28 protein-coding genes and 1 pseudogene are annotated in these 24,607 nt (G+C 69.0%); 19 read left to right on the forward strand and 10 right to left on the reverse strand.

Annotation, left to right across the window (positions count from 1 at the left end):
- Nucleotides 1-60 precede the first annotated feature (60 nt).
- From ACFQQC_RS10410 to ACFQQC_RS10455, 10 genes and pseudogenes are all read left to right on the forward strand, one after another.
- Nucleotides 61-345, forward strand: coding sequence for a YerC/YecD family TrpR-related protein (locus ACFQQC_RS10410; RefSeq protein ID WP_376862326.1), 285 nt, complete (start codon nucleotides 61-63; stop codon nucleotides 343-345).
- Nucleotides 346-354: 9 nt separating this feature from the next.
- A complete protein-coding gene (hisG, locus tag ACFQQC_RS10415) occupies nucleotides 355-1,236 on the forward strand; it encodes an ATP phosphoribosyltransferase (RefSeq protein WP_376862327.1) in 882 nt (293 codons plus the stop codon).
- Nucleotides 1,236-2,558: a histidinol dehydrogenase gene (gene hisD / locus ACFQQC_RS10420; protein WP_376862328.1), complete on the forward strand. Its 1,323-nt coding sequence runs from the start codon at nucleotides 1,236-1,238 to the stop codon at nucleotides 2,556-2,558. Before hisG ends, hisD begins: the two co-directional genes overlap by 1 nt.
- 89 nt (nucleotides 2,559-2,647) lie before the next feature.
- Nucleotides 2,648-3,202: pseudogene (locus ACFQQC_RS10425) on the forward strand (aminotransferase class I/II-fold pyridoxal phosphate-dependent enzyme); the annotation flags it as partial.
- 180 nt (nucleotides 3,203-3,382) lie between these two features.
- Entirely contained in the window at nucleotides 3,383-3,985 is a 603-nt protein-coding gene (gene hisB / locus ACFQQC_RS10430; RefSeq protein ID WP_376862677.1) for an imidazoleglycerol-phosphate dehydratase HisB, read from the forward strand.
- Entirely contained in the window at nucleotides 3,982-4,584 is a 603-nt protein-coding gene (gene hisH, locus ACFQQC_RS10435) for an imidazole glycerol phosphate synthase subunit HisH (protein WP_376862329.1), read from the forward strand. The genes hisB and hisH overlap by 4 nt, the downstream gene beginning before the upstream one ends.
- Nucleotides 4,581-5,315, forward strand: coding sequence for a 1-(5-phosphoribosyl)-5-[(5-phosphoribosylamino)methylideneamino] imidazole-4-carboxamide isomerase (locus ACFQQC_RS10440; RefSeq protein ID WP_376862330.1), 735 nt, complete (start codon nucleotides 4,581-4,583; stop codon nucleotides 5,313-5,315). Before hisH ends, ACFQQC_RS10440 begins: the two co-directional genes overlap by 4 nt.
- The gene (gene hisF, locus ACFQQC_RS10445; protein ID WP_376862331.1) at nucleotides 5,312-6,079 is read left to right on the forward strand and encodes an imidazole glycerol phosphate synthase subunit HisF; all 768 of its coding nucleotides are present in this window, start codon (nucleotides 5,312-5,314) and stop codon (nucleotides 6,077-6,079) included. The genes ACFQQC_RS10440 and hisF overlap by 4 nt, the downstream gene beginning before the upstream one ends.
- Nucleotides 6,076-6,687: a bifunctional phosphoribosyl-AMP cyclohydrolase/phosphoribosyl-ATP diphosphatase HisIE gene (gene hisIE / locus ACFQQC_RS10450; RefSeq protein ID WP_376862332.1), complete on the forward strand. Its 612-nt coding sequence runs from the start codon at nucleotides 6,076-6,078 to the stop codon at nucleotides 6,685-6,687. The genes hisF and hisIE overlap by 4 nt, the downstream gene beginning before the upstream one ends.
- Complete coding sequence (locus ACFQQC_RS10455) at nucleotides 6,684-7,673, forward strand: NAD-dependent epimerase/dehydratase family protein (protein WP_376862333.1); 990 nt, start codon at nucleotides 6,684-6,686, stop codon at nucleotides 7,671-7,673. The genes hisIE and ACFQQC_RS10455 overlap by 4 nt, the downstream gene beginning before the upstream one ends.
- On the opposite strand, the gene ACFQQC_RS10460 is transcribed toward ACFQQC_RS10455, so the two are convergent.
- Complete coding sequence (locus tag ACFQQC_RS10460) at nucleotides 7,670-8,290, reverse strand: glutathione S-transferase family protein (RefSeq protein WP_376862334.1); 621 nt, start codon at nucleotides 8,288-8,290, stop codon at nucleotides 7,670-7,672. The genes ACFQQC_RS10455 and ACFQQC_RS10460 overlap by 4 nt on opposite strands.
- A 17-nt stretch (nucleotides 8,291-8,307) precedes the next feature.
- Entirely contained in the window at nucleotides 8,308-9,573 is a 1,266-nt protein-coding gene (locus ACFQQC_RS10465) for a NupC/NupG family nucleoside CNT transporter (protein ID WP_376862335.1), read from the reverse strand.
- A gap of 201 nt (nucleotides 9,574-9,774) precedes the next feature.
- Here ACFQQC_RS10465 and ACFQQC_RS10470 point away from each other — a divergent pair, with 201 nt between their 5' ends.
- Complete coding sequence (locus ACFQQC_RS10470) at nucleotides 9,775-10,770, forward strand: DUF4349 domain-containing protein (protein ID WP_376862336.1); 996 nt, start codon at nucleotides 9,775-9,777, stop codon at nucleotides 10,768-10,770.
- Here the strand turns inward: ACFQQC_RS10470 and ACFQQC_RS10475 are convergent.
- On the reverse strand, nucleotides 10,767-11,645 hold the full coding sequence (locus ACFQQC_RS10475; RefSeq protein ID WP_376862337.1) for a branched-chain amino acid aminotransferase: 879 nt from the start codon (nucleotides 11,643-11,645) through the stop codon (nucleotides 10,767-10,769). The genes ACFQQC_RS10470 and ACFQQC_RS10475 overlap by 4 nt on opposite strands.
- Nucleotides 11,646-11,733: 88 nt before the next feature.
- On the opposite strand from ACFQQC_RS10475, the gene ACFQQC_RS10480 reads away from it, so the two are divergent.
- The 3 genes from ACFQQC_RS10480 to ACFQQC_RS10490 all read left to right on the forward strand — a co-directional run bounded on the left by ACFQQC_RS10480 (nucleotide 11,734) and on the right by ACFQQC_RS10490 (nucleotide 14,374).
- A complete protein-coding gene (locus ACFQQC_RS10480) occupies nucleotides 11,734-12,465 on the forward strand; it encodes a response regulator (RefSeq protein WP_376862338.1) in 732 nt (243 codons plus the stop codon).
- Between the two features lie 7 nt (nucleotides 12,466-12,472).
- On the forward strand, nucleotides 12,473-13,816 hold the full coding sequence (locus tag ACFQQC_RS10485) for an ATP-binding protein (protein ID WP_376862339.1): 1,344 nt from the start codon (nucleotides 12,473-12,475) through the stop codon (nucleotides 13,814-13,816).
- A 66-nt stretch (nucleotides 13,817-13,882) separates the two neighbouring features.
- The gene (locus tag ACFQQC_RS10490; protein ID WP_376862340.1) at nucleotides 13,883-14,374 is read left to right on the forward strand and encodes a hypothetical protein; all 492 of its coding nucleotides are present in this window, start codon (nucleotides 13,883-13,885) and stop codon (nucleotides 14,372-14,374) included.
- Here the strand turns inward: ACFQQC_RS10490 and ACFQQC_RS10495 are convergent.
- The 3 genes from ACFQQC_RS10495 to ACFQQC_RS10505 form a co-directional block, all read right to left on the reverse strand.
- Complete coding sequence (locus tag ACFQQC_RS10495; protein WP_376862341.1) at nucleotides 14,371-15,171, reverse strand: pyrroline-5-carboxylate reductase family protein; 801 nt, start codon at nucleotides 15,169-15,171, stop codon at nucleotides 14,371-14,373. The two genes, ACFQQC_RS10490 and ACFQQC_RS10495, sit on opposite strands and share 4 nt — an antisense overlap.
- A gap of 4 nt (nucleotides 15,172-15,175) precedes the next feature.
- Nucleotides 15,176-15,679, reverse strand: a complete 504-nt coding sequence (locus tag ACFQQC_RS10500; protein ID WP_376862342.1) for a YbjN domain-containing protein — start codon at nucleotides 15,677-15,679, stop codon at nucleotides 15,176-15,178.
- A 64-nt stretch (nucleotides 15,680-15,743) separates the two neighbouring features.
- Nucleotides 15,744-16,019, reverse strand: a complete 276-nt coding sequence (locus ACFQQC_RS10505) for an accessory factor UbiK family protein (RefSeq protein ID WP_376862343.1) — start codon at nucleotides 16,017-16,019, stop codon at nucleotides 15,744-15,746.
- Nucleotides 16,020-16,200: 181 nt separating this feature from the next.
- Between ACFQQC_RS10505 and lgt the strand changes: the two genes are divergently transcribed.
- Genes lgt through pgeF form a run of 3 tightly spaced genes read left to right on the forward strand, consistent with a single transcriptional unit; the run spans nucleotide 16,201 to nucleotide 18,946 of the window.
- Entirely contained in the window at nucleotides 16,201-17,103 is a 903-nt protein-coding gene (gene lgt, locus ACFQQC_RS10510) for a prolipoprotein diacylglyceryl transferase (RefSeq protein ID WP_376862344.1), read from the forward strand.
- Nucleotides 17,100-18,173, forward strand: a complete 1,074-nt coding sequence (locus ACFQQC_RS10515) for a class I SAM-dependent methyltransferase (protein WP_376862345.1) — start codon at nucleotides 17,100-17,102, stop codon at nucleotides 18,171-18,173. The genes lgt and ACFQQC_RS10515 overlap by 4 nt, the downstream gene beginning before the upstream one ends.
- A gap of 2 nt (nucleotides 18,174-18,175) precedes the next feature.
- Complete coding sequence (gene pgeF, locus ACFQQC_RS10520) at nucleotides 18,176-18,946, forward strand: peptidoglycan editing factor PgeF (protein WP_376862346.1); 771 nt, start codon at nucleotides 18,176-18,178, stop codon at nucleotides 18,944-18,946.
- Here the strand turns inward: pgeF and ACFQQC_RS10525 are convergent.
- The 3 genes from ACFQQC_RS10525 to lpxC are packed head-to-tail and all read right to left on the reverse strand — an operon-like array spanning nucleotide 18,933 to nucleotide 21,620.
- Entirely contained in the window at nucleotides 18,933-19,763 is an 831-nt protein-coding gene (locus ACFQQC_RS10525) for a DNA polymerase beta superfamily protein (RefSeq protein WP_376862347.1), read from the reverse strand. The two genes, pgeF and ACFQQC_RS10525, sit on opposite strands and share 14 nt — an antisense overlap.
- A gap of 49 nt (nucleotides 19,764-19,812) precedes the next feature.
- Nucleotides 19,813-20,715, reverse strand: a complete 903-nt coding sequence (locus tag ACFQQC_RS10530) for an alpha/beta hydrolase (protein ID WP_376862348.1) — start codon at nucleotides 20,713-20,715, stop codon at nucleotides 19,813-19,815.
- Nucleotides 20,716-20,720: 5 nt separating this feature from the next.
- Nucleotides 20,721-21,620 (reverse strand): UDP-3-O-acyl-N-acetylglucosamine deacetylase, encoded by a 900-nt coding sequence (gene lpxC, locus ACFQQC_RS10535; RefSeq protein WP_376862349.1) that lies wholly within the window; start codon nucleotides 21,618-21,620, stop codon nucleotides 20,721-20,723.
- A gap of 171 nt (nucleotides 21,621-21,791) precedes the next feature.
- Between lpxC and ACFQQC_RS10540 the strand changes: the two genes are divergently transcribed.
- Nucleotides 21,792-22,169 carry a nuclear transport factor 2 family protein gene (locus tag ACFQQC_RS10540; RefSeq protein ID WP_376862350.1) on the forward strand — a complete coding sequence of 126 codons (378 nt, stop codon included), beginning with the start codon at nucleotides 21,792-21,794 and terminating at the stop codon, nucleotides 22,167-22,169.
- A 128-nt stretch (nucleotides 22,170-22,297) separates the two neighbouring features.
- Entirely contained in the window at nucleotides 22,298-22,714 is a 417-nt protein-coding gene (gene arr / locus ACFQQC_RS10545) for an NAD(+)--rifampin ADP-ribosyltransferase (protein WP_376862351.1), read from the forward strand.
- Between the two features lie 62 nt (nucleotides 22,715-22,776).
- On the opposite strand, the gene ftsZ is transcribed toward arr, so the two are convergent.
- Nucleotides 22,777-24,348, reverse strand: coding sequence for a cell division protein FtsZ (gene ftsZ / locus ACFQQC_RS10550; protein WP_376862352.1), 1,572 nt, complete (start codon nucleotides 24,346-24,348; stop codon nucleotides 22,777-22,779).
- Nucleotides 24,349-24,607: the final 259 nt, after the last annotated feature.

The raw sequence follows: 24,607 nt of genomic DNA on the forward strand, positions 1-24,607 counted from the left end.
CGGGCCCGAGGCCAACATGGCGCTTGCGCGTTCCAGCGTTACAGCATAATGGAACGCGCCATGACCATCCCCCCGGCCCGCAACGCGCTCTACGACGCCCTGCTGACGCTGAAGTCGCGCGACGAGGTCGATGCCTTCCTGGCCGACCTGTGCACGCCGGCCGAGCTGCGCGCCTTCGCCGAGCGCTGGGAGGTGGCCCGCCTGCTGGACGCCGGGGGCAAGTCGTATCGCGAGATCGCCGCCGAGGCGCAGGCCAGCCCGACCACCGTCGTGCGCGTCGCCCGGTTCCTGAAAGAAATGCCGCATCAGGGCTACCGCCTGGTGCTGGACAGACTGAAAGCCTGAGTTGAGATCATGAGTACCGTTGAGGGTCGGCTCCGCATCGCCGTCCAGAAATCCGGCCGTCTGTCCGAACGCAGCCTCGATCTGGTCCGCGACGCGGGCCTGCGCGTCGTGAAGGGCAACAACGACCTGCTGTACCGGGTCGAGAACTATCCCATCGACCTGCTGCGGGTGCGCGACGACGACATCCCGACCTTCGTCGCCGACGGCGTCTGCGATCTGGGCATCGTGGGCGAGAACGTTCTGGAGGAAGGCCGCAACGGCGGGCCGGTCGCCGAGGTCGTCATGCCGCTGGGCTTCGGCAAATGCACGCTGAAGATCGCCGTGCCGCCGACGCTGGACTACGCCGGTCCCGCATCGCTGGACGGCAAGCGGATCGCCACCTCCTACCCGCGCGTGCTGCGACGGTATCTGGAAGCTCAGGGCGTCAGCGCCGACATCGTCACCATGCGCGGCGCGGTCGAGGTCGCCCCCCGGCTGAAGCTGGCCCACGCCATCTGCGATCTGGTCTCCACCGGCGCGACCATCGAGGCCAATGGTCTGGCGGCGCGGGACACCGTGTTGGAATCCCAGGCCGTCCTGATCCGCTCCCCCGTCGCGCCCGAGCCTCAGCTGGCGGAGCTGCTCGACAGCATCATCGAGCGCATGAGCGGCGTCGTCGCCTCGCAAGGCGCGAAGTATGTGATGCTGAACGCCCCGCGCGCGGCGCTGGACCAGATCACCGCCATCCTGCCGGGCGCGGGCGCGCCGACGGTCATGCCCCTGTCGGGCCGCGATGACGCCGTGGCCGTCCACGCCGTCTGTCAGGAAGCCGTCTTCTGGGAGACGCTGGAGAAGCTGAAGGGGGCCGGCGCCTCGGCCATTCTGGTGCTCCCGATCGAGAAGATGATGTGATGACCGGCCTGCTTGGAAACATCATCGACTGGTCGTCGCTCGACGCCGCCGGTCGCCGCGCCGCCCTCGCCCGTCCCGCGCGACGCACCGAAACCCAGGTCAGCGACGGCGTGCGCGCCATCTTCGAGGACGTGCAGGCCCGGGGCGGCGTCGCCGTCACCGACTGGAGCCTGAAGCTGGACGGCGCCGCGCCACGCCGCATCGCCATCACCGAACAGGTCGTGGCCGATGCCCGCGCGGCCCTGCCTCCGGCGGCGACCCGCGCCCTGAAGATCGCCGCCGAGAATGTCCGCATCTTCCATCAGGCGACCCGACCGGACGACAGCGACTGGGTCGAGACCCGGCCCGGCGTCCGTTCGAAGATCGCCTGGCGTCCGCTGGAGTCCGCAGGTCTCTATGTGCCCGGCGGCACCGCCCCCCTGTTCTCGTCCCTGCTGATGCTGGCCATCCCGGCGCAGGTGGCGGGCGTCGCGCGGCGCGTGGCCGTGACCCCGCCCTCTAAGGACGGCCAGCCGCACCCGGCCATGATCGTCGCCGCCGCCGAGGCGGGGCTGGACGCGCTCTGGCTGATCGGCGGGGCCCAGGCCATCGCCGCCCTGACCTTCGGCGCGACCTTCGAGGACGGCGAGATCGAACCGGTCGCCAAGCTGTTCGGTCCCGGCAACGCCTGGGTGGCCGAGGCCAAGAAGCAGGCCTCTGCCCTGCCCGGCGGCCCGGCCGTCGACATGCCCGCCGGCCCGTCGGAACTGCTGGTCATCGCCGACCGGGACGCCGACGCCGTGGTCGCCGCCGCCGACCTGCTCAGCCAGGCCGAGCACGACCCGGACGCCCAGGTGCTTCTGGTGTCCGAGAGCAAGGGCCTGATCGACGCCGTGTTGCAGGAGCTGGAGCTTCAGCTGGAAACCCTGCCCCGCGCCGACATCGCCCGCGCGGCGCTGGCCGAGGGCCGGGTCATTCGGGTGAAGAGCATCGCCGAGGCCTGCGAGGTGTCGAACTTCTATGCCCCGGAACACCTGGCCATCCAGACGCTGGACGCCGACCAGTGGGTGCCGAGGATCACCGCCGCCGGCGCCGTCTTCGTCGGCCCGAATGCCGCCGAGACCCTCGGCGACTATGCCGCCGGGCCCAGCCACGTCCTGCCGACCGACGGCGGCGCGCGGACCATGGGCGGCATCACCACCGCCAGCTTCATGACCTCGATGTCGGTCCAGTGCGTAAGCGCCGCCGGCGCCGCCGCGCTCGGCCCAATCGCCGCCCAGCTGGCGCGGATGGAAGGCCTCGAAGCGCACGCCCGCGCTGCGGACCTGAGGTCCGGCCAATGAAGAACCTGCCCGCGCCCTTCGCGCCGCTGGTCGCCGGCGGCGAGGGGCTGGATCGCTACCCCGCCGCGCCGGGCGCCCTCGTCGCCCGCATGGGCGAGGTCTATGGCCTGCCCGCCGATCAGGTCCTGCCGGTGCGCGGTCTGACCCATGGGCTGGAGCTGGTCTTCCGCCTCGCCGGCCGCGACGGCCTGACCGTCGAGGCGCCGGATGCGGAGCCGTATCGCACGCTCGCCGCCCTCTACCGCTCCGGAAGCGGCGCGACCGGCGCCGTCATCCTGCGCGCCCTCGGCTCGCCGGAGGCCGTGGCCGAAATGGCCGCGCGCGTCGCCCCCGCCCTGCTGGTCGTGGACGAGGGCATGGCCGAGTATGCCGACGCCGCCTCCGCCGCCGAGGTCATCGGCGAACAGCCGAACCTGATCGTCCTGCGCAGCCTGTCGATGGCCTACGGCCTCGCCGGCGCCCGCGTCGGGGCGGCGCTGGGGCAGCCGGAGGCGCTGGCGCGGCTGGCCTCGGTGCTGGAGCCCTACGCCCTGCCCGAGGTCTCGGTGCGGCTGGCCCTGCAGGCGCTTGACCCGTCCCGCCTGATCGAGACGAAGGAACGGCTGGCCGCCGTGCGTCGTGAGCGCGACCGACTGACCAAGGCCCTGTCGCGCGAAATGACCATCGAGCCCGGCTTCGGCCCGGTGCTCATGGCCCGCCCGTCAGACCCGGACGCGGTGCTGACCGCCCTGACCCGCTATGGCGTCGCCGCCGAGAAGGCCGGGGATCGCCTGCGCCTGCCGGTCTCGGCCAAAACGGAGATCAACGACCGCCTGCTGATCGCGCTGGACCTCGCCCCCGCCAAGGCGCGCGCCAACCGCACAGGCCAGGCCGTGCGCGACACCAAGGAAACCCGCATCGTCTGCGCCGTCGATCTGGACGCGACCGGCCCCGTCATCATCTCGACCGGCGTCGGCTTCTTCGATCACATGCTGGAGCAGATCGCGGCGCACGGCGGTTTCTCCCTGACCCTGTCGTGCGAGGGCGATCTGCACACCGACCCGCACCACACCATCGAAGACAGCGCCATCGCCCTGGGTCAGGCGCTGAAGCAGGCGCTGGGCGAACGGCGCGGCATCGCCCGCTACGGTTTCATCCTGGCGATGGACGAGGCCGAGGCGCACGTCGCCATCGACCTGTCGGGGCGGCCCTATCCGCTGTTCGAGGGGACGTTCGCCACCCCCTTCATCGGCGAATACCGCACCGATCTGACGGCTCACGTCTTCCGCTCGCTGGCCGAGGCCATGGGCGCCGCCGTCCACATCAAGGTCACGGGCGACGACGACCACCACAAGACCGAGGCCGCCTACAAGGGCTTCGGCCGCGCCCTGCGTCAGGCCATCCGCATCGAGGGCGAAGCGGTGCCGTCGACCAAGGGCGTCCTGTGAAGTCCGTCACCATCCTCACCTACGGCGCGGGGAACGTCGCCTCGGTCCAGTTCGCGCTGGAGCGGCTGGGCGCCGCCGTGCGCCTGACCAGCGATCCCGTCGATGTGGCCGAGGCCGAGCGGCTGATCCTGCCCGGCGTCGGTCAGGCCGGCTATGCGATGAACCGTCTGGACCAGCTCCGCCTGACCGAAGCCATCCGCGCCTTCCCGCGCCCCCTGCTCGGCGTCTGTCTGGGCCAGCAGCTGCTGTTCACCGACAGCGATGAAGGTGGGGGCACGCCCCTGCTCGGCCTGATCTCCGGCCGGGTGGCCAGGCTCGAACCCGGCCCGGCCCTGCCGGTCCCGCACATGGGCTGGTCTCGGCTGGAGGTGGCCGAGGCCGATCCCCTGCTGGAAGGGATCGGCGATGACGACTGGGCCTATTTCGTCCACGGCTTCGTCTGTCCCGACGGCCCCGCCACCCTCGCCCGCGCCGACTACGGCGGCGTGGTCCCGGCGGTCGTGCGTCAGGCCAATCGCTGGGGCTGCCAGTTTCACCCCGAGCGCTCGGCCAAGGCCGGCGCCCGCATCCTGAAGAACTTTCTGGAGCTCGACGCATGATCGTCTATCCGGCCATCGACCTGCGCGGCGGCGTCTGCGTCCGCCTGATGCACGGCAAGTTCGACCAGGTGACCCACTATGATGACGCCCCGGCCAAGCGGCTGGCGGCCTTCCGCGCGGCGGGCGCGACCTGGGCGCACATCGTCGATCTGGACGGCGCCGAAGCCGGACGCGCCATGCAGCATGAGCTGATCGGCGAATTGGCCTCGGCCATCGACATCCGCATCCAGTCCGGCGGCGGGGTGCGCAGCGCCGAGGACGTCGCCCGCCTGCTGGACGCCGGGGTCAGCCGGGTGGTGGTCGGCTCTCTGGCGGTGACGCAGCCGGACGCCGTGCTGGGCTGGCTGGAGCGGTTCGGCGTCGACTGCATCACCCTGGCCATCGACGTGAAGGCGGACGGCGATCGCTATGTGCCCGCGCTCAGGGGCTGGACCGAGGCGGCGGAGGTGGATCTTTGGACCGCGCTGGACCGCTATCCGGTCGGCAGTGCGAAACACCTGCTGGTCACAGACGTGGGCCGCGACGGCGCCCTGACCGGGCCGAATCTCGACCTGCTGGCCGAAATCCATCAGAGCCGTCCCGACCTGTGGTTGCAGGCTTCGGGCGGCATCGCCGACCTGACCGACCTGACCGGTTCGCGCTCGGTCGGCGCGTCTGGCGCCATCATCGGCCGCGCGCTCTACGAAGGCCGGTTCACGCTGGAGCAGGCGCTGGAGACCGCCCGCGCATGACAGCGAGAAGGATCATCCCCTGCCTCGACGTGAAGGACGGCCGGGTCGTGAAGGGCGTTCGCTTCGAGGGGCACCGCGACATGGGCGACGCCGCCGAGCTGGCCGCGCGCTATCGGGATCAAGGCGCGGACGAACTGGTCTTCTACGACATCACCGCCAGCCCGCAGGGGCGGACGCTCGACTACGGCTGGGTGCGCGACATCGCCCGGCTGCTGGACATCCCCTTCTGCGTCGCCGGCGGCATCCGCTCGGTCGAGCAGGCCGCGCTGTGTCTCGACCACGGGGCGGACAAGGTGTCGATCAACTCCCCGGCGCTGGAACGCCCCGAACTGATCGCCGAAATGGCCGACCGGCTGGGCTCGCAGTGCGTGGTCGTCGGTGTGGATTCCAAGCGGTCCGGCGATGACTGGGTCGTGCATCAGTACACCGGCGACGCCGCCGCCAGCCGGGGCGCGGGCCGTCGGACCATGGACTGGATCGTCGAGGCGCAACGGCTCGGCGCCGGCGAGATCGTCTTGAACTGCATGGACGAGGACGGGGTCCGCAAGGGCTATGACGTCGCCCAATTGGCCGAGGCCCGTTCGCGCCTGACCATCCCGCTGGTCGCCTCGGGGGGCGCTGGATCGGCCGAGCATTTCCGCGACGTGTTCGAACAGGCTGACGTCTCGGGCGCGCTTGCGGCCAGCGTCTTTCACACCGGGGCCTTGCCCATCCCCGAGCTCAAGAGTTTCCTGATCCGGTCAGGGATCGAGGTGCGCCCATGATCGATCCGAACACCCTCGACTTCGCCAAGGGCGACGGCCTGATCCCGGTCGTGGTGCAGGACGCCGCGACCCTGCAGGTGCTGACCCTCGCCTACATGGATCGCGCCGCGTTCGACGAGACGGTGGACAGCGGCGAGGCGACCTTCTTCTCGCGCTCGCGCGGCGGGCGCTGGCGCAAGGGCGAGACCTCGGGCGACCGGCTGCATGTCGTCTCCATCACGCCTGACTGCGACAGCGACGCCCTGGTGCTGAAGGTCCGCCCGGTCGGCAACGCCTGCCACCTGAACCGCGTCAGCTGTTTCGGCGACGAGGACGCGCCCGGCGTCGGCCGTCTGGCCCGGCTGGAGCAGACCATCGCCGTCCGCGCCGCCGCCGACCCGGCCGAAAGCTGGACCGCTCGCCTGCTTGCGGAGGGACCCAAACGGGTGGCGCAGAAGGTCGGTGAGGAAGGGGTCGAAACCGCGCTCGCGGGCGCCGCCGGACCGGACGAGGAACTGGCCTCGGAAGCCGCCGACCTGATCTATCACCTGCTGGTCCTGCTTCACGCCCGCGGCCTGAAGCTGCAGGACGTGCTGGACGTGCTGGCCGCCCGGGCGAGCAAGCCGTGACCCGGCGGGCGCTGGTCACCGGGGCGACGGGAGGCCTCGGCCTGTCGCTGGTCCGCGCCCTGCTGGACGCCGGCTATTCGGTGCGCGGGTCAGGCCGCAAGCCGGAGGCGCTGGAGCGGCTCAGGGCCATGGGCGCCGAGCCCTTCGGCGGCGACCTGCGGGACCAGACGGACGAGGCCTGTCGGGATATCGACGTGGTTTTCCACGCCGCCGGCCTGTCCAGTCCGTGGGGGCCGGACGCCGAATTCGACCGCGCCAATGTCGAACTGACCCGCCGCCTTCTTGAGGCCGCCCGGCGCGGCGGCGCCGACGGCTTCATCTTCGTATCCTCGCCCTCGATCTTCGCCCGCTGGGGCGACCAGACCGACCTGACCGAGGCCAGCGTTCCCAACCCGCGCCCGTTGAACGCCTATGCCCGCACCAAGGGCGAGGCCGAACGGCTGGTGCGCGCCGCCGACGCGCCGGGCTTCCGCACTGTCTCCTTGCGGCCCCGCGCCATCGTCGGGCCGGACGACGCCGTCCTGCTTCCCCGCCTGCTGCGACTGGTGAAGACCGGCCGCTTCCCCCTGTTCCGCAATGGCCGAGCGCTGGTCGAGATGACCGACCACCGCGACGCCGCCCGCGCCTTCCTGCTGGCCGACGCTCATCGCGAGACGGCAGGCGGTCAGGTGATCAACGTCACCTCCGGCCGGGCCATCCCCCTCAACGAACTGGTGCGCAAACTGGCCGACCGGCTGGGGACCGAGGTGAAGATCGTCCCCCTGCCCCTGTTCCTGGGGCAAACCCTGTCCGTCGTGTCCGAAAACCTCAACCGCCTGCTGCCCGGCAAGCCCGAGCCGGTGCTTACACCCTATACGCTGGCCACCCTCGCCTGGTCGCAGACCTTCGACCTGTCCGGGGCGAAGCGGCTGATCGACTATGAGCCGCAGTACGATGCGGTGCAGACGGCGCTGGACGTCGCGCCAACGCTGGCGGCCCGGAGCTAGACCCCCGCCTTCGCCGCCGGGCGGGCGCGGCTCGCCTCCAGCCAACGGGCGAGGTGGGTGAACTCCTCCGGCGGCCGGTATTTGATCAGCCGCGCGAAATCGAGCCCGACCACCGCCACGACGTCGGCGATGCTGAAGCGGTCAGAGGCGATGAACTCGTGATCGGCCAGACGGCGGTCCAGCGTCTTCATGAATTTCTCGGCCGAGAGTTTGTTGTACTCGGCCACCTGCGGCAGCTGGGTCGCCTCCAGCGCGGCCAGCGCCGGATGCGAATGGCGCACGTTCAGCATGATCGGATTGGCCAGATAGAACTCGCAACGGCGAGTCCACATCTCGATCACGGCCTGCTCGCTGGCGTCGCGACCGAACAGGTTGGGCTCGGGATAGACGGACTCCAGATAGCGGCAGATGGCGATGGATTCCGAGATCGTCGTGCCGTCCGCCAGCTCCAGCGCCGGCACGTGAGGCACGCCCACCTTCGCCCGGTACTCCGGCGTCCGGTGCTCGCCTGACATGATGTCCAGTTCGACCAGCGCCACGTCCTCGACGCCCTTCTCGGCCAGAACCCAGCGGACGCGGCGGGGATTCGGGGCGCGGTGCGAGGTGTAGAGCTTCATCGAATCCGCCTTTTGGTTCAGCCGAATATGGAGTTCGGCATGACGCCGACAATGGCCGCGCTCATCAGGGTGGCGAGGAAGCCCGCGAAGAGCGCCTTCCAGACCAGTCCCAGAACCTCTTCCCGACGCTCGGGCATCAGCACCGACAGGCCGGTCACGGTGATCCCCACCGAGCCGATGTTGGCGAAACCGCACAGGGCGTAGGTCAACAGCATGCGCGTCCGCTCGCTCATTTCACCCGCCGGGACCGCGCCCAGATCCATGAAGGCCTTGAACTCGGTCTGGGTCAGCTTGACGCCCAGCAGCAGGCCCGCCTCCCTCGCGTCAGCCCATTGCACGCCCGTCAGCCAGGCGACCGGGGCGAAGACCCAGCTGAGCAGCCACTCGACGGTGATGCCGGGGAAGATCGCGCCGACCATGATGTTCACCAGCGCCACCAGCGCCACGAAGACAATCAGCACCGCCGAGATGTTCAGCACGACCATCAGGCCGTCCGAAGTCCCCTTCACGATGGCGTCGATGGCGCTGTCGTATTTCAGGGGGGAGTCATATTTGGCGAACGCGCCGCCTTCGCCTGGGGTCTCCGGAATGATGATGCGGGCCAGCAGGATGCCCGCCGGCGCCGAGATGATCGAGGCGACCAGAACGTGCCCGGCGGCGTTGGTCAGGGTCGGCGCCAGCATCAGGGCGTAGGCCACCATGGTCGAGCCGGCCACCGTCGCCAGACCCACCACCATCATCAGGAACAGCTCCGACCGGGTCAGCTTGTCCAGATAGGCGCGGATCACGATCGGGCTCTCGATCATGCCCAGGAAGATGTTGGCCGCCACCGCCAGCGCCGAGGCCCCGCCCAGTCCCATCGTCTTCTGGAACAGGATGCCGAAGCCGTAGGTGATCCACTTCAGGATCTTCCAGTGCCACAGCAGGGCCGACAGGGCCGAGATGACGAGGATCAGCGGCAGGACGTTGAAGGCGAAGGTGAACAGGGCGCCTGGCTCCTGCACCGAATAGGGCTGCTGGAACGAGCCGCCGGCCAGATAACCAAATACGAAATTGGTGCCGACGCTGGTCGCCTTGGCCAGCCCGTCGACCGCGCCGTTGATCGCCGTCAGCACCCCGTGCGAGGCCGGGTTGAACAGGATCAGCACCAGCGCGGCCTGCACGATGATCGCGCCGATCGCCAGCTTCCAGGGGAAGGCCCGCTTGTTCTCGGAGAGGCCCCAGCAGGCGCCCACGATGACAATGAGCCCCAGCAGGCTCTGCAGATTCAGCAGGCTGAACATCAGTACTTCCCCGACCGGCGAGCCGCGCCGGTCACCTCCAGCCCTTGAACGACAGCTTGTCGCATCTGGCAAGCGCGGAAACCATGACTTGAATTCGACGTCTTGCGGCCAAGCTTCTGCTTCCGACCGGCCCGCACTTCGCCCCGTTCCCCATGCGCCATCGCATAACCGTGTGCTTCCACGGCGACAGGGAGAATGAAGATGCGAAGGGCGATCCTGCTGGCCTGTGCCGGCGTCATGGCTTTGTCCGCCTGCGGTCAGGCGACGGACGAGGTTTCAGGCGAAGATACCTATCAATCGAGGACCGAAAACGCGGTCGCGCCGGTCCCGCCCCAGCCGGCGGCCGAGGCGGCTGCGCCCGCGCCGAAGCTTCAGGTGCGGGCCCCGGTCAGCCCGGCCCAACGCATGGAAGAGGCGGTCGAGCGGATCAACGCCAATGCCGAGCGTGAGGCGCGCGTCGCCCCGCCTCCGGTTCCGACCATCCGCGCCGAGCCGGTCATGCCGGTGGCGCGCATCGCCTACGCCTTCACCTACGCCCTCGCGATCCCGAAGGAGCGCGGCGCCCAGCTGATGAGCGAGCATGAATACGCCTGCGTTTCCGCGGGTCCGGAGCTCTGTCAGGTCGTCTCGGCCGAGGCCGACTGGACCTCCGGCAGGATCGGCGGACATCTGGAACTGCGGGGCCAGCCGGACTGGATCAACCGCTTCCGGGCCAAGCTGGCGCTGGACGCCGCCAACGCGGGCGGCCGCATGGACGAGGCGCGGACCGAGGGCGAGGACGTCACGCGCGGCATGGACGAAGCCGCCACCGGCGCGGCGACGACCGCCACCCTCGCGGACCGCATCAACACCTTGCAGCAGCGTCAGGGCGCGACGATGGCGCAGCGGATGCAGATCGAGCGGGAACTGGCCGAACTCTATCGCCTGCAGAACGCGCAGGAGATCAACCTGCGTGAACTGAACAGCCGGGTTCAGTCCGCCCGCCTGACCATCGACTACCGCGAGAACGGCATGATGGCCGCCAGCAGTCCGACCCGGCCGGTGGCCAAGGCGCTCCAGAACGCCATGCACCTGTCGATGGGCATGCTGGCGGCGCTGATCACCGTCGGTTCGCTGCTGGCGCCGATCGGTCTGGTCGGCGGCGCGATCTGGTGGATCGTCAGACGCCTGCGCCGCCGGACGCCCGTGCCGGCTTAAAGCTGGCCGCGGACCAGCTTGCCGTAGTCTTCCATCAGACCCAGGCTGAGGGTGCCGGGGGTGAAGCGGTATTCGCCGATCTCACTCACCGGCGTCACCTCGGCGGCGGTGCCGGTCAGGAAGCACTCGCTGAAGGTCGACAGCTCTTCCGGACGGATGTGGCGCACCACGACCTCGATGCCCTTGGCCCTGGCCATCTCGATCACGGTCTGGCGGGTGATGCCGTCCAGGATGGCGTCGATCGGCGGGGTGTGCAGAACGCCATCCTGAACGAAGAAGACGTTGGCGCCGGTCGCCTCGGCCACATAGCCGCGCCAGTCCAGCATCATCGCGTCCGAATAGCCGCGCTTCTCGGCGGCGGTCTTGGACATGGTGCAGATCATGTAGAGACCCGCGGCCTTGGCCGCCGACGGGGCGGTGGCCGGATCCGGGCGGCGCCACTTGGCCCACTCCAGCCGAATCCCCTTCGCCTTGGTCTCCGGATCGAAGTAGCTCGGCCATTCCCAGGCGGCGATGGCGACGTGCGGCTTGGAGTTCTTGGCCGTCACGCTGACCTGTTCCGAGCCCAGGAAGGCCACCGGACGCACATAACAGTCCGAAAGCCCCATCTTTTCGCAGGTTTCCTTGCAGGCGGCGTCAATCTCGGCCACGCTGTACGGAAGATCAAAATCAAGAAGATTGGCGGAGCGCTTCAGCCGCTCCGAATGCGGCGTCAGCTTGAAGATTTCGCCGCCATACATACGCTCACCCTCGAACACCGACGAGCCATAGTGAAGGGCATGGGTCAGAACGTGCGTTTTCGCGTCCCGCCAGGGCACGAAATGCCCGTCCAGCCAGATCCAGCCGTCACGATCGTCGAAAGGAACGAAGGCCATTGAATAACGTCTCCCGCGAAACTTATCGGGTTAGACCCCTCGGAATCGCTCAGGTCAACGCCTGTCGCGCGCACAAGGTCGCATCCGCATGACCGATACGCGCGCCTATGGCCGTTCGGGCCCCATCGCGGGCGCCGGCGCGGGCCGTCACCTGCTGGTCGTCGATGATGATGATCGCATCCGCGAACTGCTCAAGGAATTCCTGACCCGCGAGGGCTATCGCGTCACCGGCGCCGCCCACGCGGCCGCCGCCCGCCGCCTGGTCGAACTGATCGAGTTCGACCTGATCGTGCTGGACGTGATGATGCCGGGCGAAAGCGGTTTCGACCTGACCAGCTGGATCCGCTCGCAGGCCGAGACGTCGAAGACTCCCGTCCTGCTGCTGACCGCCAAGGGCGATCCGGACGACCGGATCGAGGGCCTGTCGCGGGGCGCCGACGACTATATGTCCAAGCCGTTCGACCCGCGCGAACTGGCGCTGCGCATCGACGCCATCCTTCGCCGCACCGGCGGCAAGCCCCTGACCCCGCGCGAGATCAAGCTCGGGCCGGCGGTCTTCGACATGGAGCGGCTGGAACTGCTCAAGGACGGCAAGCCCCAGCGCCTGACCGAGGCCGAGGCCCAGCTTCTGAAGACGCTCGCGATCCATGCCCACGCCCCGGTGGAGCGCATGAGCCTGTCGCCCGACACCGCCGACATCACCGGCCGCGCCGTGGACGTCCAGGTCACCCGCCTGCGCCGCAAGCTGGAAGCCGACCCGAAGAACCCGCGCTATCTGCAGACGGTGCGCGGCATCGGCTACATGCTGGCGCCGGACTGATCCGGCCATGCGGCTGCTCCCCGCCGCCCTCTGGCCGCGCTTCCTGAAGCGACGCCTGCCGACCTCGCTCTGGGGCCGGTCGCTGCTGATCATTGTCCTGCCGGTGCTGGTCATGCAGGTGGCTGTCACCTGGGCCTTCTTCGACATGCACTGGCAGACGGTGACCGCGCGCCTGTCCGACGGGCTGGCGGGCGACATCGCCTGGGCCGCCGAGAGCTATGCCGACGACCCGACGCCCCGCAATCTCGAGGTCATCGCCGAGCGTGCCGAGCGCTCCATGTCCCTGTCCATCGCCCTGCAGGAAGGCGAGACCCTGCCAAAGGAGACCCGGCGCGGGGCGCTGGGCGTGGTCGACCGCACGCTGGAGGAGGCGCTGAAAAACCGCATCGACCAGCCCGTCTGGTTCGACACAACCCGCTACCCCGCCTACGTCGACGTCCGCGTGCAGCAGCCGCAGGGCGTGCTGCGCATCATCGCCCCGCGCGAGCGCGCCGTCGCCACCCAGGCCCACATCTTCGTGCTGTGGCTGCTGATCGCCACCGTCCTGCTGATGGGCGTGGCCATCCTGTTCATCCGCAACCAGGTCCGCGCCATCGAAAGGCTGGCCGAGGCCGCGGAGGCCTTCGGCCGGGGCGAGCCGCGCGAGCGCTACAAGCCCTCCGGCGCCCGCGAGGTCCGCGCCGCCGCCCGCGCCTTCATGGAGATGCGCGACCGGATCCAGCGCCATATCGACCAGCGCACCGCCCTGCTGGCCTCGGTCAGCCACGACCTGCGCACGCCCCTCACCCGGTTGCGTCTGGAGCTGGCCCTCGCCCCTCCGTTCAAGCGCGCCGACGCCATGCGGGGCGACATGGACGAGATGGAGCACATGATCGACGAGTATCTGGCCTTCGCCCGGGGCGAGGCGGGAGAGGCGCCGCAGGAGGTGTCGATCCCCAACCTGCTGGAGATCGCCGCCGAGGACGCCCGCCGCGCCGGGGCCGAGGTCGAGGTCGTCGCGCCGCCGGCCCTGTCGGCCACCCTGCGTCCCCTCGCCTTCAAGCGCGCCATCAGCAATCTGGCCGGCAACGCCGCCTCCCATGGCGAGCATGTGCGCCTGACCGCCCGCGCCCTGCCCTCCGGCGGTTTCGAGATCGCGGTCGAGGACGACGGTCCCGGCATTCCGGACGACATGCACGAGGAGGCCTTCCGCCCCTTCTCGCGACTGGATGAGAGCCGCAACCAGAACCGCAAGGGCGTCGGCCTGGGCCTGGCCATCGCCCGCGACGTGGCGCGCGGGCATGGCGGCGACATCTCCCTGGAGCGCAGCGATCTGGGCGGCCTGCGCGCCCTGATCCGCATGCCCGGCTAAAGCATTGCCAAGCGGGGCTATCGCGCCCATCTTTCAGGTCTGATCGGGGGCGATCCGGAGACCGCCATGCGCAAGCTCGCCTTTATCCTTCTCTTCGCTGCCGCCGCTGTCGTGGCTGGCGCAGCCGCCGCCCAGCCGTCGGTGCATGTCACCCTCGGCGACAAGCTTCAGGAGAAGACCGAGGAACTCGGCGTCCGCGAGGTGCAGGAGCAGGCCGACCGTCTGGCCGAGCTGGTCTCGCGCGCCCTCGCCGATGACGCCAGTCTGTCCGGCGCGCGGATCGATCTGGTCCTGACCGAGCTCAAGCCCAACCGCCCGACCTTCCAGCAGGCCGTCGACCAGCCGGGTCTGGACACCATCCGCAGCATCTCCATCGGCGGCGCCGCCATCGAGGGCCAGATCACCCTTGCGGACGGCACTGTTCAGCCGGTGCGCTACAGCTGGTTCTCCAACACCCTGAGCGATGTGCGGGGCTTCTCGACCTGGCAGGACGCCGACCGCGCCTATCGTCGCCTCGGCTCCAACCTGGCCGCCGGACGCTACGTCGTCGGCCGCTAAAGGCTTCTCGCCCGCGCCACGGCAGCGCTGACCGCGGTTTCGGCCGCACGCGTCAGGTCGCCGCCGTCGGCCATCGCATCCAGCCCCGCCCGCGTCGTGCCGCCCGGCGAGGCGATGCGGGCGATCAGGGCGTCCAGCCCCTCCCCCGTCTCCAGACCGGCCCCGGCCGAGCGCAGCGCGCCCCGCGCCAGTCTGGCGGCCGCTTCCGGCGACAGGCCCTGCGCCACGCCCGCGTCGGCCAGTCCCTGCACGAAGGCGTAGATAAAGGCCGGCGCCGATCCGGCCACGGCGGTGGCGGCGTCCATCAGGGCTTCGTCGTCCAGTGGAGCGACGTCAGCCACGGGTTCGAACAGCGCCTTCGCCGTCTCCAGAGCCCACGCATCGTCGGACCAGATCGCCGCCACGCCCTGCGCCTGCGCCACGGCCGTCGTCGGCATCACGCGAGCGACCGGGCGCCCCGAGACATTGAAGACATCTTCGGAGCGCACACCCGCCATAACGGAGACAATGATGACCTCGTGGTTGAGGTACGAAACCAGCGGCGTCAGGGCGTCACGCCACATCGCAGGCTTGACCGCCAGCACGACCGTCTTCGCCTGACGCAGGGCGTCCAGCGGCGGATTGATCCGCGCCCCGCGTCCCCGCGCCGCTTCCGCAGCGGGCTTTTCCGACGGGCTGAGAATGATCAGGTCCGACCCCGCGACAGCACCGGTCGCCAGCCAGCCTTCCAGCATGGCCGAGCCCAGACGGCCGCAGCCTATGAGGACCACGCCGTCACGGGAGACATCAGCGGTCATGGGATCAGGCGGTGCCGACCGTCTCGAACAGGCAGGCGTCGATCGCCTCCTGCGGCTTTTTGGATCCACGGATCATGAAGTCGAAGGCCGGATAATAGCGGTCGGCGGCTTCCACGGCGGCGTCGATCATCGACGCGGCCTGGGCCAGGGTCGGGCGCTCGCCCAGCGGCAGGGCCAGGGAGTGGCGGAAGACGATCTCGCCGTCCTCGGCCCACACCTCGAAATGGCCCATCCAGGTGCGCTGGTTGATCAGGCCAACCAGCTCATAGGCGGCGGCGCGACGGGCCTTGGAGGCCTGCAGGTCGAGGGCGCAGCACAGCTGCAGGCAGTCGCCCTCCGGACGCCAGGCGAACCACAGCTCGTAGTCCTTCCAATCACCGGCCAGCGAGAAGGCCAGATCGCCCTCATCCGTGCGGTCGAACGGAAGATTCTCCGCCACCAGCACATGTTCCACAACGTCCAGCGGATCGAAGGGCGTATCAATTTCTTCGGGCCGAACGGCGTCCATCAACTCTTCCCCGGGTGCGACTCACACCCTGTTAAGGAACCGTAGGCGGGTTCGCAGATTCGGCTCAACCGGCTGCGTCCTGAGGGGGAACAGTCGCTGTGGACGTTCCCTTTCGAGGCGTCTTGGCGGCCTTCAGCGCGGCGATTTCCTCACGCAAAGCCGTGACTTCCGCCTTCAGCGCATCGAATTCGTCGCGGCGAACCAGGTCCATTTCGGCGACGAAACGGTCCGCCTGGGCGCGCATGGCGGTCTTGGCTTCCTCCCCTGCGGTCTGGGCCAGGCCCATGGCGCCGGTGGCCAGTTTGGAGAACTCATCGAGGAAGGGATTACGGGTTTGCATGGCTTTCCGGCGCTCCGACTCGCACGCGCGAGCATCGTTAACGAAGACTGACCCGATATGGTGAACGAAACCTTGTCAGGGATGCGGCGAAAGCGCCGCTGCGGCGTTACCGAAAATTCGGGGACGGGATCGGCGACGCTTGCTAAACCACCCCTCCGAGGAAACGCCGTCAGGAGCGCCCGTGCAATTTCCCGAGTTCAATCCGGTGTGGTTCAGCATCGGCCCGCTGGACATTCGCTGGTACGCCCTCGCCTATGTGGCGGGCATCGTTCTGGGCTGGTGGTACGCCGCCCGGATCATCAAGACCGAGCGTCTGTGGGCGCCCGGCAAGCCGCCGATCTCGACCCAGCAGCTCGACGATCTGGTTCTGTGGATCACCCTCGGCATCATTCTGGGCGGCCGTCTGGGCTTCGCCCTCTTCTATCAGCCCCACCTGTACGGCCAGCTGTTCATGGGGCCGGACAATTTCGCCCTGTTCCGGTTGTGGGACGGCGGCATGTCCTTCCACGGCGGCCTGCTGGGCTGCACCCTGGCGGTGGTCCTGTTCGCCCTGCGCGCCCGGGTCCGCATTCTGACCATCGGCGACATCGCCTTGGCCGCCGCCCCGTCCGGCCTGATGTTCGGTCGTCTGGCCAACTTCATCAACGGCGAGCTTTGGGGCCGCGAGACGACCGTTCCCTGGGGCGTCAACTTCTGCAACCAGCGCGCCCGCGACATCTATGGCGCGACCTGCGAGTACCTCGGCCAGGGTCCCGGCGATATCGTCCGCCACCCCAGCCAGCTGTATGAGGCCGGGCTCGAGGGCGTCTTCCTGCTGGGCCTGCTGGCCTTCGCCGTCTGGAAATGCGGCCTGCTGCGCAAGCCGGGCTATGTCACCGGCCTGTTCCTGGTCGGTTACGGCGTGATCCGCGCCCTGCTGGAGACGGTGCGTCAGCCCGATGTCGGCCTCGACAACCTGCCGCTGGGCCTGACCATGGGCATGATCCTGTCGGTGCCGATGATGATCGTCGGCGTCTGGCTGATCTGGCGCGCCTGGAAGCGCCCCCCTGTTGATACGGCGACCGAGACGCCCGCCGGGTCATGAGCCTGAAGGCGCGGCTGGCGCGCGAAATCGCCCTGACCGGGCCGATGACGGTCGCCGACTACATGACCCGCTGCCTGCACGATCCGCAGGCCGGCTATTACGCGACCCGCCCCGCCCTCGGCGCGACCGGCGACTTCATCACCGCGCCGATGATCAGCCAGATGTTCGGCGAGCTGATCGGCCTGTGGGCCATCGAGCTGTGGAACCGTCTGGGCGCGCCCGAACGGGTGCGGCTGGTCGAGGTCGGTCCCGGCGACGGCACCCTGATGGCCGACGCCCTGCGCGCCGCGCGTCTGGCCCCCGACTTCCTTCAGGCGGTCGACCTGATCCTGATCGAGCCCAGCGCCCCCCTGCGCGCGGCCCAGGCGCGGATGCTGGCCGACAGCGACGTGCATCCCCGCTGGGTGTCATCGCTGCAGCAGATCGAGACCGACGCCCCGGTGATCCTGATCGCCAATGAGGTGCTGGACTGCCTGCCCGCCCGCCAGTTCGTGAAGACCGAGGACGGCTGGGCTGAGCGCTGCGTGGGGGTCACCGATGACGGCGACCTGGAGTTCGGGCTGGTGCGGATCACCGGCGGCTTCAGACGCCCGGCCTTCGAGGTCGAGCCGGGCCAGACGGTCGAGATTTCCGACCAGCAGGCCGTCTTCGGCCGCGATCTGGCGACCCTGCTGACGGCCTCCGGCGGCGCGGCCCTGCTGATCGACTACGGCCGGGCCAAGGCTGAAGCCGGCGACACCCTGCAGGCCCTGAAGCGGCACCAGAAGGTCGATCCCCTGGCCGAGCCCGGTGAGGCCGACCTGACCCAGTGGGCCGACTTCCCCATCGTGCAGGAGGCCGCCGTCCATGCGGGCGCCGGCGTGACCGGCTGCCTGGGCCAGGGCGAATTCCTGAAGCTGCTGGGCATCGAGGCCCGCGCCGACCGGCTGAAGGCCGGCCGTCCCGACGCCGCCCCGGTCATCGAGCGCCAGCTGGCCCGCCTGACCGATGACGACCAGATGGGAACCCTGTTCAAGGCCTGCGCGATCTTCTCTCCGCACACCCTGGTCGTGCCGGGCTTCGAGGAATAGCCATGTCGCTGGAGCCGATCACCCACCCCCTGCTGGACCGCGCGGGCGTCCGCCACGGCTTCTTCACCCGCCGCGGCGGCGTGTCGGGCGGGATCTATGACAGCCTGAACACCGGCCTGGGCTCCACCGACGATCCCGCCGCCGTGGCCGAGAACCGCCGCCGCATCGCCGCCCACATGGGCGGGACGCCGGACGACATCGCCGCCTGCTACCAGATCCACTCCGCCGTCTGCCGCGTGGCCGAGGCGGGCTGGAAGGGGGAGCGCCCCGAGGGCGACGCTGTCGCCACCGCCACGCCCGGCGTCATCTGCGGCGTCCTGACCGCCGACTGCGCCCCGGTCCTGCTCGCCGATCCGGAGGCCGGCATTGTCGGTGCGGCCCACGCAGGCTGGAAGGGGGCGCTGGGCGGGGTGGTCCACTCCACCGTCGCCTCCATGCAGGCCCTGGGCGCCGAGCCGTCGCGCATCGTCGCCGTCGTCGGCCCCTGCATCGCCCAGGCCAGCTATGAGGTCGGCGCCGATTTCGAGGACCGCTTCACCCACCACGATCCGGGCAGCGAGCGGTTCTTCATCCCCGGGTCCGCCCCCGACAAACGCCTGTTCGACCTGCCCGCGTTCGTTCTGTGGCGTCTGGAGCAGGCGGGTGTGGGCGAAGCCGCATGGACCGGGCACGACACGCGCGCGGACGAAGTGCAGTTCTTCTCCAACCGCCGAGCGTTCCTGAACGGGGAGCCGGACTTCGGGCGGCTGATGAGCGCGATCAGCCTGGGCTGAGCCCGTCCAGCCGCAGGGTCACCCGCGCGAATAGCTCATCGGCGGCCCGTTCCGCGTCTGCGGAGCGCGGGATGAAGGACCGCTCGCCCGGATCGGCGGCGGCGAACTCGGTCTCGATGAAGCTGAGGATCGACGGCGGCATCGTCCCCTTGCCCATTTCCCGGGTCATGGCCTTCAGGGCCCGCAGTTCTTCCACCGTTTCCACGAGATCGCCCGGCGGATCGCACTCCGCCATCAGGGTCGGCAGATGCATGGGCGCGACGGCCTTGTCGGGGTGCAGGCGCAACCAGCGCAGGGCCACCGCCGGGCGCAGGACATAGAACACTTTCTTCAGCGACACCGCGCTCTGGTCATCCAGATACAGAACCTTCTGCCGCCGACCGAGATGCAGGTAGTGGGTCAGCACCATGTCCCGATCCAGCCACTGATCTGCAAAGGCCAGCAGCTCGTCCCGGAACCACGGCTCGGCGGTGTAGAGGATCGGCGACTGCAGCCACTCCACCACGACCGCATTGCCCTTCAGCAGCAATCGCAGGGCCTTGGACAGATCCCAACCGTTGACGTCCATATCCCCGACCAAAGGCGTCTCGATCACATCGCGACGCGGCCAGATGGTTAGGGCCTGCCGCGCCGGGCGCACGTAGAGGAAGCGCCCGTCGTAGTCGCTGTCCGGCGATGGAAACCCCCACGCCCGGCTGCCGCTCTCGACCGCCAGCGGAATGTGCACGCCTTCCTCCCGGCGGATCGTGGCCAGAATGGCGTCGACCTGCGCGACGGCTTCGGGCGCCATGTCATCGGGGATGTTGCGGATGGTCATCCAACGTGTTTGGAGGCCGGACCGGCCACGGTCAAACAGCGAATGCCGCCTAGTCGGTCGCGCGCGCCGACAGCCAGCCCAGCGCGATGTCCAGCCCGTCCCCGCCATCGGGCTTCGTCTCCGCGGCGATGAACAGGTCATGTCCGGCGCCGGGCAATTCCCGGTACTCGACCTCGACGCCCTCCCGGCCACCCAGTACCTCGGCGAGGCGGCGGGCCGAGGTCACCGGCGAGGACTGATCCTCGGAGCCATGCAGGATCAACACCGGACCGCGCCAGCCGTCCATCTGACCAGAACAGTCCAGCGGCAGGGCCGACCACCACCAGATCTCGGGATTGGTGCCGCCCAGCCAGGTTTGGCCAAGGCGGGGGTCGGAACGAACCCGGTCCATCTCTTCGCCGATCCGTCCGGCGTTGCGGGTCAGTTGTCGCATGTCGGCCTCGAACGAGGCGCCGCCCGCAGTGCTCATCAGGGCCAGCGCGCCGACGTCCTCCGTCGCGCCCGCCGCGGCGCAAGCCGGCATGCCGCCCGCCGAGGTTGCGATCACGTGGAAGCCTCCGGTCTGCGGCAGCGACAGGTCGCGTTTCAGCCAGGTCATCGCCCGGATGACATCCAGAGCCCGCCGGGGCTCGACCGACGCCGCCTCATAGGCCGGGTCGCAGGCGTCCGGGTTGTCCCACGCCGCCTCCTTGTCGACGGAGATGACCCAGCGCGTCGTCGCCCCCTCAATGACCCGAGGCATCCAGCCGCGATACTCGTTCTTCAGGCAGTCAGAGCCGCCCAGCACCAAGGTGGCGCCAGAAGCGCCCTCGCCCCGATCCCAGATGGCGACATCAATGGTCGTGCCGTCTCCGCGCGGAATCTCAAGCCGACGCGGTTCACGCGCCGTCTGCGCCGCAGCGTTTGAAATGCAGAAAAGCGAAAGCAGCAGCGCCGTTACGAAGCGCCGCATGCCTTTCAGCCCGCCATCGCCATCTCAGGCACGCGCACGACCTCGCGCCACGCCTGCGGGTTGGCCAGCAGTTCGCGGACCAGCAGGTTGTTGATCGCGTGGCCGGCCTTCACGCCCTCATAGCGGCCCAGCAGGGGGGCGCCGAGCACGTACAGGTCGCCGATGGCGTCCAGCGCCTTGTGCTTCACGAACTCGCGCTCCATGCGCAGTCCGCCCGGGTTCAGGATCTGGTCGCCGTCGATGACCACGGCGTTCTCGAGGCTGCCGCCGCGGGCCAGACCGGCCTTGCGCAGGGCCTCGACCTCATGGGCGAAGCCGAAGGTGCGGGCGGCCATGATCTCGTCGCGGAAGGTCTGCTCGTCGACGACGAAGTCCACGACCTGATTGCCGATGACCGGCGTCGGGAAGTCGATCTCGAACCGCATCTCATAGCGGTCGCAGGGCAGCAGGACGGCCGACTTGTCGCCTTCCTGGACGCGGATCGGCTCCAGAATCTCGATGTAGCGGACCGGGGCTTCCTGCTTGCGGAATCCGGCGCGGTCCAGCAGCTGGACGAACTGCAGGGCCGAACCGTCCAGGATCGGCAGCTCGGGGCCGTCCACCTCGACCACGGCGTTCGACACGCCCAGGGCGGCGAAGGCGGCCATCAGGTGTTCGATCGTCGACAGGCGCACGCCCGCCGCGTTCTCGATCATGGTGTTGAGGCGGGCGTCCACGACCGCCTCACCCGAGACGGGGATGCGGTTGTCACGGTCGGTGATGTCGGTGCGGACGAAGACGATGCCCGTGCCGACCGGCGCCGGACGCACGGCCAGACGCACGCGGTCGCCCGTGTGCACGCCCACGCCGGCGATGATCGCGGGCGCGACGGTCGTCTTCTGAAGATGGTCGTTACGGACCGACAAACTCGAACTCTCTTCTCAATTGCGCCTCCGCCTCTGCGTGCGGAGTTCGCCCCACGCACGGTCTAGCGGCCCCTTCGCAAGCGCGAAATGAAAGTCGGGTTTCGGATTGTTTCGTTAATGCCGGAACAGGGGCAGACCCGATCCGTTGGCCAGCCGACCGCGGAGAGCCCCATGTCCACCGACGCCAACACGCTGACAGCACAGGCTTTCTACGACCTGATGTTCAACCGGTGTCGCCCGCGCGAGGCGATCGAACGGTATGTCGGGGACCGCTACATTCAGCATAACCCGGGTGTTCCGGACGGGAAGGACGGCTTCATCGCCTATTTCGAACGCATGGCGACCGAACACCCCGGCAAGCGGGTTCACATCCTGCGGACCGTCGCCGAGGGCGACCTCGTGGTCCTGCACACCCGTCAGGCGTGGCCCGGAGACGTCGACTGGGCGGGAATGGACATCTTCCGCTTCGAGGACGGACGGATCGTCGAGCACTGGGACGTGCTGCAACGGGTTCCTGAAAGGGCCGAGAACGCCAACACCATGTTCTGAAGTTCGCGGCCCCCGCCTGACTGGAATGTGGGCGCAAGAAATCCGGATTCAAGAATTGGCGAACGGCCTTTCATGCGCAGAATGCGGGGCCTTCGGCGGGAGAGCCGCCATCTTCAGAAGGTGTACCCATGACGACGACAGCCACGCCGGGAACCCCCTCCTTCTTCCATGGTGCAAGGGTCGCCCTTCAGGTTGGCGACCTGATCCAGCCGGGCTTCAACTCCAACTACGGCAGCCGTGACAAGGCGGCCTTCGTCTACATGGCCGCCACGCTGGATGCCGCCGTCTGGGGAGCGGAACTGGCGGTCGGAGACGGCCCCGGCCGCATCTATGTGGTCGAGCCCACCGGCCCCTGGGAAGACGACCCCAATCTCACCGACCAGAAATTTCCGGGCAATCCAACCTGCTCCTACCGCAGCCGGGACGGTCTCCGGATCCTCGGCGAGGTCATGGGTTGGAGCGGCCATGCGCCGGAGCAGTTGAAGACGATGAAGGAGCACCTCGCCCGCCTGCATCAGTCGGGCGTCGAGGCCATCAACGACTGAGCCCCAACGCAAAGCCGCCCCGGAGTCTCCTCCGGGGCGGCTTCGTCAGCGATGCGCGGTGATCAGTTGGCCAGTCGGCGCAGGAAGGACGGGATCTCCAGATCGTCCTCGGCCTGGCCCAGCTCCGGCTCGATGGTCGGCTGGGTCTGGCTGGTGTGACGCATTTCGGTCTGGCGGCCGTTGTTCGACGGATAGGTCGGTTGCGGCTGCTGGCGCTTCTTCCCGAACAGGCTCCAGCCGCTCTTGCGGTGATCGCGGTCGTCATAGCCGTCGTCATAGGCCGGCTCGGGACGCGGGGCCGGCTCCGGCGCGGGGGCGGCGCGGTCCATGTAAAGATCACCCTGGGCCTGCGGCGCGGCGGCGGCCGGGCGGGATTCGAACTCCTCGACCCACGGATCGACGATCGGCTCCAGCGAGCGCTCCTCGGCGACGTGGATCACCGGCTCCGGCTTGGGCTCGGGCGCCTTGGCGACCGCGCCGTAGGACGGCTGGGCGGGCTGCTGGAAGGACGGGACGATCGGGGCCTCTTCCATGCGGGCGCGGACCGGCTCGGGCGCGCGGACCGGCTCGGAACGCACGGGCTCCGAAGCGCGCGGCGCGAAGGCCGGGGCCGGACGGCGGGTGTCGAAGCCCTGCGAACCCGACGACGGCGGGGCCTTGGCGGCGGCCATGTCTTCCATGCCGGTGGCCACGACCGAGACGCGGATCTTGCCTTCCAGCTGCGGATCGAAGGCGGCGCCGAAGATGATGTTGGCGTCCGAGTCCACTTCGCCGGCGATGGCGTTGGCGGCCTCGTCGACTTCCAGCAGGGTCATGTCCATGCCGCCGGTGATGTTCACCAGCACGGCCTTGGCGCCCTTCAGCGAGGTCTCGTCCAGCAGCGGGTTGGCGATGGCGTTCTGGGCGGCCATCAGGGCGCGGTCGTCGCCGGTCGCCTCGCCGGTGCCCATCATCGCCTTGCCCATCTCGGACATGACGGCGCGGACGTCGGCGAAGTCGAGGTTGATCAGGCCCGGCAGGATCATCAGGTCGGTGATCGAGCGCACGCCCGAGTGCAGGACCTGGTCGGCCATGCCGAAGGCGTCGGCGAAGGTCGTCCGCTCGTTGGCGACGCGGAACAGGTTCTGGTTCGGAATGACGATCAGGGTGTCGACATAGCGCTGCAGCTCGGCGATGCCGGCCTCGGCCAGACGCATGCGGTGACGGCCTTCGAAGGTGAAGGGCTTGGTCACGACGCCGACGGTCAGGATGCCGCGATCACGGGCGCATTTGGCGATGACCGGAGCCGCGCCGGTGCCGGTGCCGCCGCCCATGCCGCAGGTGATGAAGACCATGTGGGCGCCGTCCAGGTGCCCGAAGATTTCCTCGGCGGATTCCTCGGCGGCGTTCATGCCGACCTCGGGATGGGCGCCCGCGCCCAGGCCTTGGGTGATGGTCTCGCCCAGCTGGATGCGGCGGTCGGTCTTGGCGAACGACAGATGCTGCGCGTCCGTGTTGGCGACGACGAACTCGACCCCTTCAAGGCCAGCGTCGATCATGTTGTTGACGGCGTTGCCGCCTGCGCCGCCGACGCCGAAGACGACGATCCGGGGCTTCAGTTCCGTGGCTTGCGGACGCACCAGCGAGAGAGACATTTTTCCGACCCTAATTCCGACCCTGCCCTTTGCAGTCCCAATGCGAGATCCCCGCCGAATCACATTGGTTATGAGCGCGTTAAGGAAGCGCCCGAACTGCTTAAGGGAGTGTTACCGGATAGTCTGAGTCGGGTTGGTCGCCAGCAATTTCGTTAACCTTCACGGGAAAAACCCGGGCGCCGGGGCGTTTGCGCGTTCCCGCCGACGTTTCGATCCCCGATCCTCGCGCAAAGAAAAAGGGCGGCTCCGAAGAGCCGCC

The organism is Brevundimonas sp. GCM10030266, from assembly GCF_042666595.1.
Classification (GTDB): Bacteria; Pseudomonadota; Alphaproteobacteria; order Caulobacterales; family Caulobacteraceae; genus Brevundimonas.